Below are 13864 nucleotides of genomic sequence, written 5' to 3'. Positions count from 1 at the left end.
GCGCTACAATGATTGAGCAGACATCCGGGTGCCGATGCAGTTGAAAGATGGCCCCCTGGACCCTATAAACATCAGACACCTTTAGCGGTGCATTTACAATGGCGGATTGCGCGGCGCCACCGCGCGAATTGGCGCGTTTGGTTTGCAGATCGTCCGCGTTTGGGTGGTGCGGTTTAACGTTGGAGGATCGGGGCGCTGATCGATTGCAAGGCGTCGGGTACCGGTTCCCGCTCGTTGAGGCGTAGCGGTGGGCGCGGGTGGAGGTGGTTGAAAGCGGTCCTGCTGCCGTGAAAAGTGTGGTCTTCTGGTGGTTCGTCGATCTTGCGCAGTGAGTCTGGGAGCCATTTCGAATCGCCATTAGACCGTCGGCGATGTTTTCCACAAGATTGGCTGTTGGCCTTTTTGTTGGCCTCGAGATTTTCCACACTGACAATCAAGCATTTAATATCAGATTGTTATGCGGAATTCGTGATGACGCCCCTGGCACCATTTTCGCCTCCGAAAATGCGATGCCTTTCTATGGGACAGCGAGATTCCCGGATTTGGCTGCAAGGTGACGCCGAAGGGAGGCCGATACGGAAGCCGTGCTCGGCGTCTATGAGCTGAAAAAGATCGACCTCCTCAAAGACGTCTTCATCTCAGCCTACGAGCGCTCGGCCGCCCGCTATGCTGCCGTCCGCCAGTCGCTTGGCGAACCCGACCCCTTCCGACTTCGTTACCGCGAACAGTTACGTGAGATCATCGGCCATCTCATATGTGATCTCGCGTGGGCCGCAAGGACGCCTCCGTGCGGATAGGCGACTGGGCGACAAAAGAGATCGACCTTGGCGATTGCCAGCGCTTTACCGAAATCGTCGAAGCCGAATTGACGAGCCTGCACGAAGGCAATTTCGCCCGCTATTCGGATCCGCCCTTCGGAGTTTGCCGCTTGGCGGCAAGTCTGGGACGCGGTGACGAACCCTATCCTGTCGTCGCGGCCGATGACTTCGCCCGCCGGTTCTCCATGCGAGCGGGCGGTCTCATATGGCTCTTAGGTGCGGGTGCTTCCGCCGCGGCGACACTCGCCGCGGTCGATCCGGCGCTCTATGTCAGCGCCCACTCCTCGGCGTCGCGTCGGCGGAGAAACGTCTCGTTGACGTATTTCCCCTTGCGTCGAGCTCGAGCGCGCCAGCCTCGCGAACGTCGCAATTTCGTGTGCGCTCTGTGTGCACTGAGAAGTCGAAAAGGAGCGAAAAGTGTCGTATCGAGGCGTAATGGAGAATGCACACGCCCCGACCTATGGCCTTGAGACTAAAATGAAATCGCTTACAAATCAAGATATTAGGTTCTCTACCGCCCCGATGATGGACTGGACCGACCGGCATTGCCGGTTCTTCCATCGGCTAATGTCGCGCCGCGCGCGGCTCTATACGGAGATGCTCACCACCGGCGCCGTGATCTTCGGCGACCGCCAGCGGCTGCTCGGCTTCGATCCTGCCGAGCGTCCGCTCGCGCTGCAGCTCGGCGGCTCCGATCCGCTCGATCTGGCCAAGGCCACGCGCATCGCCGAGCCCTTCGGCTATGACGAGATCAATCTCAATGTCGGCTGTCCGTCGGACCGGGTGCAGAACGGCGCTTTCGGCGCCTGTCTGATGCTGCGCCCCGATCTCGTCGCCGATTGCGTGAGCGCGATGAAGGATGCGGTCGATCTTCCCGTCACCGTCAAATGCCGCATCGGCGTCGACGATCAGGACCCGCGCACGGCGCTGTTCGCGCTGTGCGAGCGGGTCGTCGCCGCCGGTTGCGACGCGCTCGTCGTGCATGCGCGAAAAGCCTGGCTCGCGGGGCTCTCGCCAAAGGAGAATCGCGACGTCCCGCCGCTCGATTACGCGCTCGTGCATGAGCTGAAGCGCGCCTTTCCCACTCTGCCGATCGCGATCAATGGCGGGATCGAGACGATCGAGCAGATGCGGGCGCAGCTCGAGCATGTCGACGGCGTGATGATCGGCCGCGCCGCTTATCACAATCCTGAGCTATTGCTCGCGGTCGATCCGCAGCTGTTCGGCGAGCCGGCGCCGCTCCCGGACGGTTTCGCCGCGGTCGAGGCGTTCATACCTTATGTCGAGGCGCAGTTGCGGCGCGGCGAGCGGCTCGCATCGATGACGCGCCATATGCTCGGGCTATTCGCCGGGAGGCCCGGCGCGCGCGCTTTCCGTCGCCGCCTCGCTGCGGAGGCCGTGCGTCCCGGCGCCGGGGTCGAGACCTTGCTGTCGGCCGTCGACGAGGTGCGCTGCGCGACGCAGAGGATCGCCGAGACGGCCGAAGCGTGACGCGAGGAGGACCGAGGCGCAGCGCTCTCAAAGCGCGCTCTCGACATCCGTCCGGCGAAAATCATCTCCGATATACAGCAAGCCGCACCCTCGCTCCTGCGCAGCCACATAGGCGAAGCAGTCGCCAAAATTCAGCGAAGCGGGGTGAACGCCCTTTCCCCATTTGCGATAGGCGAGCGCGACTCGGCGGGCCGAAGCGGTCGTCACCGGAACAACCTCGAAGCCCAGCTCGTCGATCAGCCGGGCCATCTCGTCGCCGACGTTGCGGCGGCCGGCGACGATCAGAGCTTCAGCGAGCGTGCCCGCCGAGATCACGAGCGCGTCCTTTGTCGAGAGCGCCGCGATGCAGGCGTCGGCCTCCGCCTCGCCGAGCACGATCGCCATCAAAGCGGATGTGTCGACCGCGATCATTCCGGCAGGCCGTCCTCGCCATAGAGGAAATCCTGACTGCGGGCGGCGTTCGGTCCCGGCGTCGCTTTTGCGGCCGCGGACGCCCGTATCGCCTCGAGCAAAGCTCGGCGAGACGCTCTGTCCGGCGCGGCCCTGACCGGAACCAAACGGACGGCGGAGTGGCCGTGGCGGGTGAGAATGACCTCTTCTCCCGCTTCGGCCAATCGCACGAGTTCCGTCAGCTGGGCTTTTGCTTCCGTCACGGAGATGCGCATCGTTCCCCCGTGGAATGCGAGTGGTCTTCCGGGCAAAATAGACCAGATATTGGTCTACATCAACGTCGGGATTGCGGTCATCGCGCCGCGAGGGCGAGCAGCGCGGCGATCTCGGCGGCTTGCTGCGCGGCGCCGAGGACATCGCCGGTGAGGCCGCCGATCTGGCGTTCCGCCAGCTTCGTCATCGCGTAGGCAGCCCCCGCCGCGCCGGCTATGGCGAGCAGGGCGCCGCCGAGCGGCGCCCCCGCCGCGAGTGGCGGCAGAGCGGTCGCGAGAACGAGGAGCGCCGCCGTCCGCAGCGCCTGCTCGAATGGACGCAGAGCGGCGTGGCCGGCGCCGTCGCCGCGCGCCGGGGCCAGCATCATGATCGGCAGCAGCCCCGCCGTGCGCGACAGCGCCGCCGTGAAGACGAGCGCCGCCGCCGCTTGCAGGACGGAGCGCTCGGCGAGGGCCGACAGCGCGCCGACGCGCAGCATCAGCGACAGCGTCAGCGCGATCGCGCCATAAGAGCCGAGCCGGCTGTCGCGCATGATCTCGAGCTTTTCCTCGCGCGTCGCGCCGCCGCCGAATCCGTCGGCGAGATCGGCGAGCCCGTCCTCATGCAGCGCGCCGGTGACGAGGACGAGCGCGCCGACGGCGAGAGCCGCCGCCAGAAAGGGCGGCAGGCCGAGCGCGCGCGCCGCCAGCAGCGCCGCGGCGGCGCAGGCGCCGATGACCGCCCCGGCGAGCGGCAGCGCCCGCACGGCGGTGCGAAAGTCCGGCATCTCATGCCCCCGCGGCGCCGGAACCGGCAGGCGGGAGTAGAAGCGAAGGCAGGCGAAAAAATCGTCTCGAAGCGCGCGGTCCATGCCGCCGTCATGGAGCCGAATCCGCGATTTGTCGAGCGGCGCGTCTCCGCGCGTGATAGCCTTCGCGCCTTGGCTACGCGATGTGCGCTCCGACACATCGCGCGGCGTCGCCGGCCGCTAGTCCAAGAGCAGTTTCCTCTCGACACGCTCAGGAATGATCGACATGGGTCCTTCGCTGCTCTTCATCGGCGCCGCCGCCATCGCTCTGCTGATTCTCGATCAGAGCCTCGCGCTCGGCCTGCCGCTCGGCTTGCTGCACAGCCCCGTCTTCTGGTTCGCTTACGTCGCCGCGCTCGCGCTCGCCACCATGGTGCGCTTTGTGCGCCAGCAGACCGTGCTCGTCATCGAGCGGCTCGGCCGCTACAACCGCACGCTCGGCGCCGGCGTCAATTTCGTCTGGCCGATCGTCGAGCGCGCCGCCTATACATTCGATCTGCGCGAGCAGGTGATCGACGTTCCCGAGCAGGACGCCATCACCAGGGACAACGCCAGCGTGACCATCGACGGCGTGCTCTATTACAAGATCGTCAACGCCAGGGACGCCGCCTATGGCGCGCAGGACATCAACCGCGCCATCATCAATCTGGCGCAGACCAGCATGCGCTCGGCGATCGGCTCCATGGAGCTCGATAAGACCTTCGAGAACAGAAGCGAGATCAACGAGCGCGTCGTCCGCGCCGTGTCGGACGCGGCGCAGCTCTGGGGCGCGCATGTGACGCGCTACGAGATCAAGGATATCGCCATGCCCGAATCTCTGCGCCAGTCGATGGAGCGGCAGATGAAGGCCGAGCGCGACAAGCGCGCGACCGTGCTCGAATCGGAAGGCGTGAAGCAGTCCGAGATCAACCGCGCCGAGGGCGAGAAGCAGGCGGCGATCCTGCGCGCCGAGGGCCAGGCGCGGGCGATCGAGTTGGTCCGCAAGCAGATCACCGAGGAGGGCGGCGACAAGGCTGTGCAGCTCGAGGTGGCGAAGTCCGCCATCGAGCAATATGGACGGCTCGCCAAGACCGGCAATTCGCTGGTGCTGATGGGGGAGGGCGCCGATCCCGCCGGCTGGGTGGCCAAGGCCATGGCCGTGCTGAAGATGGCGAACGCCGCCGGCGCCGTCGCGCCCAAGAGCGCGCAGCCTTGGCAGAAGAGCGAGTAGGGCTCGAGCGCAAACAAAGAGCGAGCCTGAAGGCTCGCGGTCCGAGCGCGGGACCTGGACCGCGAGCCTTCAGGCTCGCATCCCACCAAATAATTGAAATTCCTGTGAGGCCCAAGATGGAGCTGTTCTACGATCCCGCCAATCTCGCCCTCGTCGTCGGCCTCGCGCTGCTGGCGCTCGACATTGCGGTGATCGGACTGTCGCCGCTGATGTTCTTCGCCATCGGCGCGCTCGCGGCCAGCGCGCTGCTCTATCTCACCGGCTTGCGGCCGTCGCTGATCGAGACCGCGGCGCTCGCCGCGGCGCTGAGCCTCGCCATCGCGCTCATCGGCAAAAAGCCGCTGCAGCGCTTTCAGAACGCCGATGTCGAGGAGGATCGGAGCAGCGACCTCATCGGCCGCGAGCTGACGACCACGCATGAGGTGACGAAGACGGGCGGCAAGGTGCATTGGTCCGGCGTCGATTGGCGCGCGCGCCTCGCGCCGGACGCCGTGGCGGACAGCCTCGCGCCGGGCGCGCGAGCGAAGGTGACGGCGATCGAGAGCCTCACTCTGGTGCTGACGCCGTCCGCGGAGAAGCGCGGCTGAGCATGGCGAGGGATTGCGCGCCCGCGCCCGACCGGCGGGCGCGGGCGGGACGGTCACATCAATCCAGCGTCTTGCCGCCGGCTTCCTTGCAGGCCTCGGCCGAGTCCGTGTGAATCCAGCCCTTGCCTTTGCAGGCGTTCATGCCCTTGCAGGCGTTCTTCGGGCTGTGGCAGTCGCCCTTGCCCTGGCAGGCGTTGGCGCCGAGGCATTGCACCCGGCCGGGGGTCGCGGCATGGGCCGTGGTCGCCACCGCGCCGGCGAGGGCGAGCGAGACGGCGGCCATGGCCAGGGCCGATCCGTTGCGAATTTTGTCTTGCATGGTTTCCTCCCGAGGCGCTCGTCCGCCGCGACCGGCGTCGGCGAGGCCTATTTGACCCGACTTCGCGTGATCGGCAAGCGCGAAGGCGTCGCAGCCGGCGGGCCGCTCGCCGGCCCGCTCGCATTGCCTCCGGCCTTGCGGCGCCCTAAGAGAACCTTCCGCCTTTTGAACCGCCAACGCCCGCGCCATGCGAGACGACGCCTTGCCGAACCACGACACCGAGACGCTCGAGGACCTGCGCGCCGAGATCGACCGGATCGACCGCGACATGCACGAGCTGTTGATGCGGCGCGGCGAGATCATCGATCGGCTGATCGCGGTCAAGGGGCAGAGCGGCGCCTCCGCCTTCCGCCCGGACCGCGAGGCGCAGATGATGCGCGCGCTGGTGTCGCGCCACAGCGGCCTGCTGCCGGTCGACACGGTCGAGGGCGTCTGGCGCATCATCGTCTCGACCTTCACCTACATGCAGGCCGAATATTGCGTCCACGCCGATGATTCCGGCGGCGACGCGGCCATGCGCGACAGCGCCCGCTTCCACTTCGGCTTCACTGTGCCCTATGTGACGCATCACGGCGCCGGCGCCGTGGTCGCGGCGGTGGCGGCGTCGAAGGGCGATCTCGGCATGGTGCGCTCGGCCGGCGCGCAGGACGAGGGCGCCTGGTGGGTCCGCCTCGTCGGTGAGAACGCGCCCAAGATCATCGCGCGCCTGCCCTTCGTCGAGCGGCCCAATCATCCGGCCGGCCTGCCGGTGCTGATCGTCGCCAAGCCGCTCGCCGAGGCGGCCTCGCAGGACATCGCGCTGCACGCCGTCACTCTGCCGAAATGGCATGATGCGGCGCTGGGCGCGGTCGGCGCGCTCGCCGGAGAGATTCTCGCCGCCGCGCCTCATGCGGGCGAATTGTCGCTGCTGGTCGCCGCGCCGGGGCGCGTCGCGAGCGGGCAATTCGTCGAGGAATTGCAGCGCGCCGGCGCCGGCCGCGCCGTGGCCGCGCCGGTCGGCAGCCATGCGGCGCGTTTCGAGCTGGATCAGGCGCGCAGCGGCGTTTTCGCCCCGAGGAGTTGACGATGACGAAACCTGTCGTGCGGCCGAGCGTGCTGGCGATCGACCCTTACGTGCCGGGCAAGAGCGGCGCGCCCGGCGCCGCGCGCGTGTTCAAGCTCTCCGCCAATGAGACGCCGCTCGGGCCGTCGCCGCGGGCCATCGAGGCGTTGCGAGCGCTCGCGCCCGAGATCGCCGCCTATCCGGACGGCGCGGCGACGCGGCTGCGGCAGGCGATCGGCGCAGCCCATGGGCTCGATCCGGAGCGCGTCGTCTGCGGCGCCGGCTCGGACAATATTCTTGCGCTCATCGCGCTCTCCTTCCTGCGCGAGGGCGACGAGGCGATCTACACGCAACACGGCTTCCTCGCTTATCGCATTGTCATCCTCGCGGCCGGCGGCGTCCCGGTGATCGCGCCGGAAACCGATTATCGCGCGAGCGTCGACGCCATTCTCGGCAAGGTGACCGAGCGCACGAAAATCGTGTTCGTCGCCAATCCCAATAATCCGACCGGCAGCTTTCTGCCGAGGTCGGAGATCGAGCGGCTCGCCGACGCGCTGCCGTCGCATGTGCTGCTCGTCGTCGACGCGGCCTATGCGGAATATGTGCGTCGTGAAGACTATTCGCCGGCGCTCGAGCTGGCCGCAACGCGCGAGAATGTGGCGGTGACGCGCACCTTCTCGAAGATCTACGGGCTCGCGGGCCTCAGGCTCGGCTGGGGCTACGCTTCGGCGCAGGTGGTCGATGCGATGAACCGCGTACGAGATCCCTTCAATGTGAGCAGCGCGGCGATCGTGGCCGGCGTCGCAGCGCTCGAGGACAAAGCGCATCTTTCCGCGGCGGCGACGCATAACGAGCGCTGGCTGCCGTGGTTGACGCGCGAGATCGAGGCGCTCGGGCTCGAGGTTCTGCCGAGCGTCGCCAATTTCATCGCCATCCGCTTTCCTCTGGAGGCGGGCCGCACGGCGGCCGACGCCGACCGCTTCCTCACCGCGCGCGGGCTCGTGCTACGGGCCATCGGCGCTTATGGAATGCCGCAATTTCTGCGGCTGACCATCGGCTCCGAGGAGGCCAATCGCCTCGTCGTCGCGGCGCTCGGCGAATTCGTCGCCTCCTGGCGCGCGGCGCCGCGAGCCGCGCATGGCTGAGGAGGGCGCCTCCGCGCCGATCTTCGACAGCGTCGCGCTGATCGGCCTCGGGCTCATCGGCTCGTCCATCGCACGCGGCATACGCGCCTATGGCGCGGCGCGGCGCATCATCGCTTTCGACTCATCGCAAGAGGTGCGCGCGCGGGTGAGCGCGCTCGGCATAGCCGACGATGTCGTGGAAGCGCTCGCCGCGGCGGCGCGCGCCGATCTCGTCATTCTCTGTGTGCCGGTCGGCGTCTGCGGCGAGGTGGCGCGCGCTCTCGGCCCGCATCTTTCGCCCGGCGCCGTTCTCTCCGACGTCGGCTCGGTGAAGGCTGCGGTGATCGCGCAGGTCGCGCCGCATCTGCCGCCGGGCGTGCAGTTCATTCCCGCTCATCCGATCGCCGGCACCGAATATTCCGGTCCCGACGCCGGCTTCGCGACTCTCTTCCAGAATCGCTGGTGCATTCTCACGCCGCAGCCGCAGGTCGATGCGGCGGCGGCGGCGAAGCTCACGGCCTTCTGGACGCGGCTCGGCGCCAATGTCGAGACCATGAGCGCCGCTCATCATGATCTGGTGCTGGCGGTGACGAGCCATCTGCCGCATCTCATCGCCTATAATATCGTCGGCACGGCCGCCGATCTCGAGGAGGTCACGCAGTCGGAGGTGATCAAATTCTCGGCGAGCGGCTTTCGCGATTTCACCCGCATCGCCGCCTCCGATCCGACCATGTGGCGTGATATCTTCTTGAACAACAAGGAGGCCGTGCTGGAGATGCTCGGCCGTTTCGACGAGGATTTGACGGCTCTGCGGCGCATGATCCGCTGCGGCGACGGCGACGGCCTGTTCGCTCTGTTCACACGCACGCGCGCCATCCGCCGCAGCATCGTCGCCCAGGGTCAGGACACGGCGGCTCCGGATTTCGGCCGCGCTGCGGCGAAGAACGATCCGCCCGCCGGCCGCTGACGCCGCGTCTCCTTTCGTCTCTTTCTATTCTGTAGTTTTCCCAGCGCGCGCGGAAGCGGCGCGTGACGTATCAATGCGTGCTTTCGTATTTGCGTCGTTGCCGCCCTCCTTGCGGCGTTGAGCCGACAATTTCGTCGACCGAGGCCACAGATGCGTCATTGCCGATTATTGTTCATAGATCTCGCTTTGATCGTCGCGGCCACGGGGGCTGCGCTCGTCCTCAGGGACAATTTCGAAGTCACTCCGGAGCGCGCCGCCGCCGCCGCTCCCTATTTGCTCTGCACGCTGGTTTCGGCGGCGGTGATCCTGCCGGCTTTCGGCGCGCATCGCTCGGTCTGGGGCTTCACCGGTCTTCCCGATCTGCTGCGCGTCGCCGCCGCGACCGTGGCGATCGTCATCAGCGCCGTGACGCTCGGCTTCGTGCTCAACCGCATGGACGGCGTCGCTCGCGCTCTGCCGCCGCTGCAGGGCGTGCTCACTCTGGTGTTCCTCATCGCGGCGCGCGTGTCGACATGGCTGTGGCGCCGCTCCGGCGTCGCTCCCGGCCGGGCCGGCGCCGTCCTCGCTTCGACCTGCCGCACGGTGCTGGTGCTCGGCGTCGGCGAGGTTGGCGCGCTCTATCTGCGCGCCGTTTCCATCCATGCGCGAGACTCTATCCGCATCGCCGGCTTTCTGGACGACGACGGGCGCCATATCGGGCGCTCGGTGCATGGCTATCCGGTGCTCGGGGCGCCGGAGCGCGTCGCCGAGCTGTTGCGCGATCTCGAGCTGCATGGAGTCTTTGTCGACGCCGTGGTGGTCGCCGCCGATTTCGAGACCTTGACGCCCCTCGCGCAGCGCGCTCTGCTCGATCTCGAAGCGTCGAGCGATGTCGTGCTCGAATTTCTGTTCGATCAGCTCGGCCTCGGCGGCGGAAGCGGCCGGGGCGTGAGCGCGGCGACGTTCTCCGTCGATCCCGAGGAGATCTCGAAAGCGATCGCACGTCCCTATTGGCGCGTGAAGCGCGTGCTGGATGTGATCGGCGCGCTCGTGCTGCTCGGCGCGCTGGCGCCGCTGCTGCTGCTCGCGGTGGCGATCAGCGTGATCGATGTCGGCTGGCCGCCGATCTTCTGGCAGCAGCGGCCGGGGCGCTTCGGTCGGCCGTTCAAGCTCTACAAGCTGCGGACCATGGCGCCGGCGCATGACGAGGAGGGCCGGCGGGTTCCGGACGAGCTGCGCGCCTCGGCGCTCGGCCGTCTCTCCCGGCGGCTACGGCTCGACGAGCTGCCGCAGCTCCTCAATATTCTCGCCGGGGACATGTCCTTCGTCGGCCCACGGCCGCTGCTGCCGATCGATCAGCCGCGCGGCTGCATGGCGCGACTGATGGCGACTCCGGGGCTCACCGGCTGGGCGCAGGTCAAGGGCGGCCGCGCCATCTCGGCCGCCGACAAGGCGGCGCTCGACATCTGGTATGTCCGCAACGCGTCGCTCGCGCTCGATATCGAGATCATGCTGCTGACCGTCTCGCTGGTGATCTTCGGCGACCGCGTCGATCCCGCTGCGATTTGCGACGCCCGGCGCGATCTGCGACAAGCGGCCCCGCGCCATCTCTCGGAGTCCGAGCTCGCCGCCCGGCGCTTCCTGCCGACGACGCGCGAGGAGGCGGCGTGAGGTTTCGTCGGCTCGGCGAATAGCGAGTAGCGAATATTTGCTACTCGCGGATTCGATCGCGCTGCCCAAATCCCTCACAGTTCGAACCTTGGGAAATGCGCTGGGGCAGGGCGAGGCCGGAAAGATCGCCTCCGCTCCGACAGGCCCTTCCTCAGCGGCCTATTTCATCGAACTCGATCGGTTGCGAGAGAGAGAAAGAGCGAGCCTGAAGGCTCGCGGTCCAAGCGCCGGTCCCGGACCGCTTCAGGCTCGATCTTCCGGCTTCTCTCTCTACTTCGCTAACTCCCCTTCCACTGATCCGGCCACTCGAATCCCTCGAGCTTCCCGGCGGGCGAAGGCCGAACCTCCGGCGCCGTCGGCGCCGGCGTGGGTTGCGGCCGACGGCGACGTCTTTTGTGCGAAGGGGGCGGCTCCGGCGCGACGGGGAGAGCTTCGATCATTTGGTCCGGCGCCGCGAGCAAGGCGCAGGCGAGCGCGAGCACGGTCGCCATGGCCGAGGCGCGTAGAGGATAATCGACGAAAGAGTGCAGCAGCAGCAGCCCGACGATCAAGGATGCAGCGCGCGCGTAGAGATCGCCGCCTCCGCTGTGCGAGCGCCAGACATGCGCGCTTCTCCAGCCCCACCAGGCGACGAAAGCGAGGATGAGCGCCGCGCCCGCCGCGCCGCCCTCGAGAAGCAGCTCCAGAAAATCGTCATGGACGTGGTTGACGGCGAGATTGGGCAGCAGGTCCTGCGGCCGCTCATGCGCGGCGTAGACGGGAACGAAGGAGCCGATGCCGGAGCCGAAGGGGAGAAAAGCGAGGGCGGTCTCCAATGAGCGGCTGGCCATGGTCCATCGCGCATCTTCGAGAACATGATCGACGGAGAGACGCTCGGCGACCCGATGCAGCGGGATCTGCAATGCGACGCCGAGCGAGAGCGCGCCGAGCACGAACCACAGCTTGTTGCGCCTCGCCTTTGGGTCGCGGGATTCCCCTTGGCCGTCATGGGCGAGCAGCGCGACGCCGACGACGGCGACGAGCGCCAGCGCCAGACCCGCGCGCGAACGCGCCATCGCCTCGCCGGCCAGCATGATGACGAAAGTCGTCGCGCCGGCGAGCGCGGCGATGAAGCGCGGCGTGTCGGCGACGAGCGCGCGCGCCCCGCCCGATCGGCGCAGGCTGTCGAACGTCCAGGCTCCGGCCGCCGCCAGCGCGCAATAGAGCAGAGCGGAGAAGTGATTGCGGTTGGCGAAGAAGCCGACGGCCTCGGTGATATTGGTGGGCCGATAGAAGCGCAGCGGGCTCTCCGGGCCTTGGGCGAGCTGCAGCAGGCCGATGAGGACGCTGACCATGGCGAGCGGCGCCAGCAGCAGCAGGAGCAGCCGGCGCTGCCCGAGTCTTAGGCAGGAGGCGCCGAGGAAAACCGCGATCGGCGCGACCAACGTCGCAAGGCTCGCCCGGGTGAAATGAGGATCGACGCTCAACGACGCCCAGGGCGTCCCGCGCCCGAGCAGAGCGAAGCCGCCCGTGAGCATTTCGCGTTCCGGCAGGCGCGTCCAAAGGGCCGGCGGCAAGGGAACGAGCTGCACGAGAAAGAGGGCGCCGAGCGCCGCGAAAAAGGGCAGGGCGAAGCGCGGGCGCCGCTCGCGCGGAAGATCGACGAAGGCCCACGCGCCGAGCAGCAGGGCCGGCAGCGCGATGAGCTCGAGGAGGGCGTCCGACAAAAGCCCACTGTGGGCCCCGCCGCCCAGCAGAACGCTGGCGACGATGACGACGCCCGTGGCGCCGAGGAGCAAATGGTCCGACATCGCAAAAGCGCTTTCCTATGAGGCAATGCCCCGAGTGTAGCGCCCGGCGCGAAGCCCGTAAACGCGCGCGGCCCCGCGGATGGCCGCGCCCGGGAGGCGAAACGCCGCATGTGGCGCCCGTCGAAAGCGCTTGCCGGGAGCCGAAATTTCCGGCCTATCGGCATATGAATTGCTTACTGCGGAGGCATGACTGTGGACGCCGTGCAATCGACCAAGACCGCATTCGACATCATCGGTGGCCAGGACGCCGTGGATCGTCTCGTCGAGACGTTCTACCGCAACATGGACGTGCTGCCGCAGGCGCAGACCATCCGCGCCATGCACGCCCAGGACCTCGGCCCGACCAAAACGGTCCTGAAGCTCTATCTGGCCGAATGGCTGGGGGGGCCGAAGACCTATTCCGAACAGCGGGGCCATCCGCGATTGCGCATGCGTCACATGGGCTTCGCGATCGGCCCTGCCGAGCGCGACGCGTGGATGGCCTGCATGACTGGCGCGCTCGATGAGGTGGTCGATGATGTGAGACTGCGTGACGCACTGAAGCAGAATTTCGCCAAACTGGCGGATTGGCTACGTAACGATCCGGATAACCAACATGACAAGCATCACTGAAACGGCGTTTGCGACTTTGGAAGAGCAGAAGCGCCTGCTCAGCCCGGTTCACAAGGGACCGACCGAGCAGGCGGGGCGCTTCGGCTTCCGCGGCAAGCTCGCCTTGAAATTCGCTCAACAATTCGCCGATGAAGCGCGGCCGCCGGAGCTCTTTTCGGATCAGGTCATTGCGGTGGCGCAGGCCGGCAAGCCGACCTTCGACTTCTTCGCGCAATGGGTCCTGTCGTTCGAGCATCTCGGAAACATCGCCGAAGTGCTCAAAGGGCTGCTCAGCCCCGACGGCAAATATTTTGTCTTCGCCAACAACATCGACCTGCTCAGCAAATATCAGGTCGAGATCGACGGCATTAATTTCTACGTGCTGCCGATCGATGAATCGACCGTCTATAACGAGCTCCTGGAACTCTTCTATATCGAGAAGAACGATCTGAAGAAGTGCTCGACCGCCGGCAAGATCGACGCCGTCGCGAATGCGGGCATCGCCTTCGACCAGAAGTTCGAGAAGATCACCTTCGAGAAGGGACTCGAGGTCATGGGCCCGGTGCGCAATCGCAACGAGAACCGCCCGGTCTGATTCGCTCCGGTCGGGGCGAGCAGGCAGCGACAATGCAGTCCAGAGGCCGTCTTCCTGGGGCTCTGGTCTGTCACATTCGAAGCTTTCCTCCGCCCTGGCCTTCATTGATGACAAAGTCGCGCCGCTGCGATTCGATCGGTCGAGCTACGGCGGACGGTTTCTGGGCTACAGCGTTATCCGATCCGATCCGATTGGATCGGATAACGCTGTAGCATTCTTTCGTTTGAGCG

Annotated in this window: 15 protein-coding genes; 10 read left to right on the top strand and 5 right to left on the bottom strand. The window is 66.8% G+C overall.

What is annotated here, in order from left to right:
* The first annotated feature begins 584 nt into the window (after positions 1–584).
* Complete coding sequence (locus CQW49_RS24520) at positions 585–797, top strand: hypothetical protein (protein WP_157926075.1); 213 nt, start codon at positions 585–587, stop codon at positions 795–797.
* 498 nt (positions 798–1295) lie between these two features.
* Positions 1296–2309, top strand: coding sequence for a tRNA dihydrouridine(20/20a) synthase DusA (gene dusA, locus CQW49_RS08900; protein ID WP_099831873.1), 1014 nt, complete (start codon positions 1296–1298; stop codon positions 2307–2309).
* 27 nt (positions 2310–2336) lie between these two features.
* Here dusA and CQW49_RS08895 read toward each other — a convergent pair whose 3' ends face one another.
* From CQW49_RS08895 to cobS, 3 genes are all read right to left on the bottom strand, one after another.
* A complete protein-coding gene (locus CQW49_RS08895) occupies positions 2337–2720 on the bottom strand; it encodes a type II toxin-antitoxin system VapC family toxin (protein WP_004448227.1) in 384 nt (127 codons plus the stop codon).
* Positions 2717–2974 carry a type II toxin-antitoxin system Phd/YefM family antitoxin gene (locus CQW49_RS08890; RefSeq protein WP_004448228.1) on the bottom strand — a complete coding sequence of 86 codons (258 nt, stop codon included), beginning with the start codon at positions 2972–2974 and terminating at the stop codon, positions 2717–2719. The genes CQW49_RS08895 and CQW49_RS08890 overlap by 4 nt, the downstream gene beginning before the upstream one ends.
* A 77-nt stretch (positions 2975–3051) precedes the next feature.
* The gene (cobS, locus tag CQW49_RS08885) at positions 3052–3822 is read right to left on the bottom strand and encodes an adenosylcobinamide-GDP ribazoletransferase (protein ID WP_024749825.1); all 771 of its coding nucleotides are present in this window, start codon (positions 3820–3822) and stop codon (positions 3052–3054) included.
* A gap of 163 nt (positions 3823–3985) precedes the next feature.
* Here cobS and CQW49_RS08880 point away from each other — a divergent pair, with 163 nt between their 5' ends.
* A complete protein-coding gene (locus tag CQW49_RS08880; RefSeq protein WP_004448232.1) occupies positions 3986–4969 on the top strand; it encodes an SPFH domain-containing protein in 984 nt (327 codons plus the stop codon).
* A gap of 104 nt (positions 4970–5073) precedes the next feature.
* Complete coding sequence (locus CQW49_RS08875) at positions 5074–5556, top strand: NfeD family protein (protein WP_244441323.1); 483 nt, start codon at positions 5074–5076, stop codon at positions 5554–5556.
* Positions 5557–5614: 58 nt separating this feature from the next.
* On the opposite strand, the gene bufA2 is transcribed toward CQW49_RS08875, so the two are convergent.
* Complete coding sequence (gene bufA2, locus CQW49_RS08870; protein WP_004448236.1) at positions 5615–5875, bottom strand: BufA2 family periplasmic bufferin-type metallophore; 261 nt, start codon at positions 5873–5875, stop codon at positions 5615–5617.
* Between the two features lie 187 nt (positions 5876–6062).
* Here bufA2 and CQW49_RS08865 point away from each other — a divergent pair, with 187 nt between their 5' ends.
* From CQW49_RS08865 to CQW49_RS08850, 4 genes are all read left to right on the top strand, one after another.
* On the top strand, positions 6063–6938 hold the full coding sequence (locus CQW49_RS08865) for a chorismate mutase (protein WP_004448238.1): 876 nt from the start codon (positions 6063–6065) through the stop codon (positions 6936–6938).
* A gap of 2 nt (positions 6939–6940) precedes the next feature.
* Positions 6941–8062, top strand: coding sequence for a histidinol-phosphate transaminase (hisC, locus tag CQW49_RS08860; RefSeq protein WP_004448240.1), 1122 nt, complete (start codon positions 6941–6943; stop codon positions 8060–8062).
* Complete coding sequence (locus CQW49_RS08855) at positions 8055–9008, top strand: prephenate/arogenate dehydrogenase family protein (RefSeq protein WP_004448242.1); 954 nt, start codon at positions 8055–8057, stop codon at positions 9006–9008. The genes hisC and CQW49_RS08855 overlap by 8 nt, the downstream gene beginning before the upstream one ends.
* A 186-nt stretch (positions 9009–9194) precedes the next feature.
* Positions 9195–10658, top strand: a complete 1464-nt coding sequence (locus tag CQW49_RS08850; protein ID WP_162150813.1) for a sugar transferase — start codon at positions 9195–9197, stop codon at positions 10656–10658.
* Between the two features lie 278 nt (positions 10659–10936).
* Here CQW49_RS08850 and CQW49_RS08845 read toward each other — a convergent pair whose 3' ends face one another.
* The gene (locus tag CQW49_RS08845; protein WP_004448245.1) at positions 10937–12448 is read right to left on the bottom strand and encodes an O-antigen ligase family protein; all 1512 of its coding nucleotides are present in this window, start codon (positions 12446–12448) and stop codon (positions 10937–10939) included.
* 186 nt (positions 12449–12634) lie between these two features.
* On the opposite strand from CQW49_RS08845, the gene CQW49_RS08840 reads away from it, so the two are divergent.
* Together CQW49_RS08840 and CQW49_RS08835 are read left to right on the top strand one after the other, a co-directional pair.
* Entirely contained in the window at positions 12635–13060 is a 426-nt protein-coding gene (locus CQW49_RS08840) for a group II truncated hemoglobin (protein ID WP_024749827.1), read from the top strand.
* Positions 13044–13634, top strand: a complete 591-nt coding sequence (locus CQW49_RS08835; RefSeq protein WP_004448248.1) for a hypothetical protein — start codon at positions 13044–13046, stop codon at positions 13632–13634. The genes CQW49_RS08840 and CQW49_RS08835 overlap by 17 nt, the downstream gene beginning before the upstream one ends.
* The last annotated feature ends 230 nt before the right edge of the window (positions 13635–13864 follow it).

Origin of the sequence: Methylosinus trichosporium OB3b (assembly GCF_002752655.1) — a bacterium.
Classification (GTDB): Bacteria; Pseudomonadota; Alphaproteobacteria; order Rhizobiales; family Beijerinckiaceae; genus Methylosinus; species Methylosinus trichosporium.
This window is presented reverse-complemented; position numbering and strand designations above follow the sequence as displayed.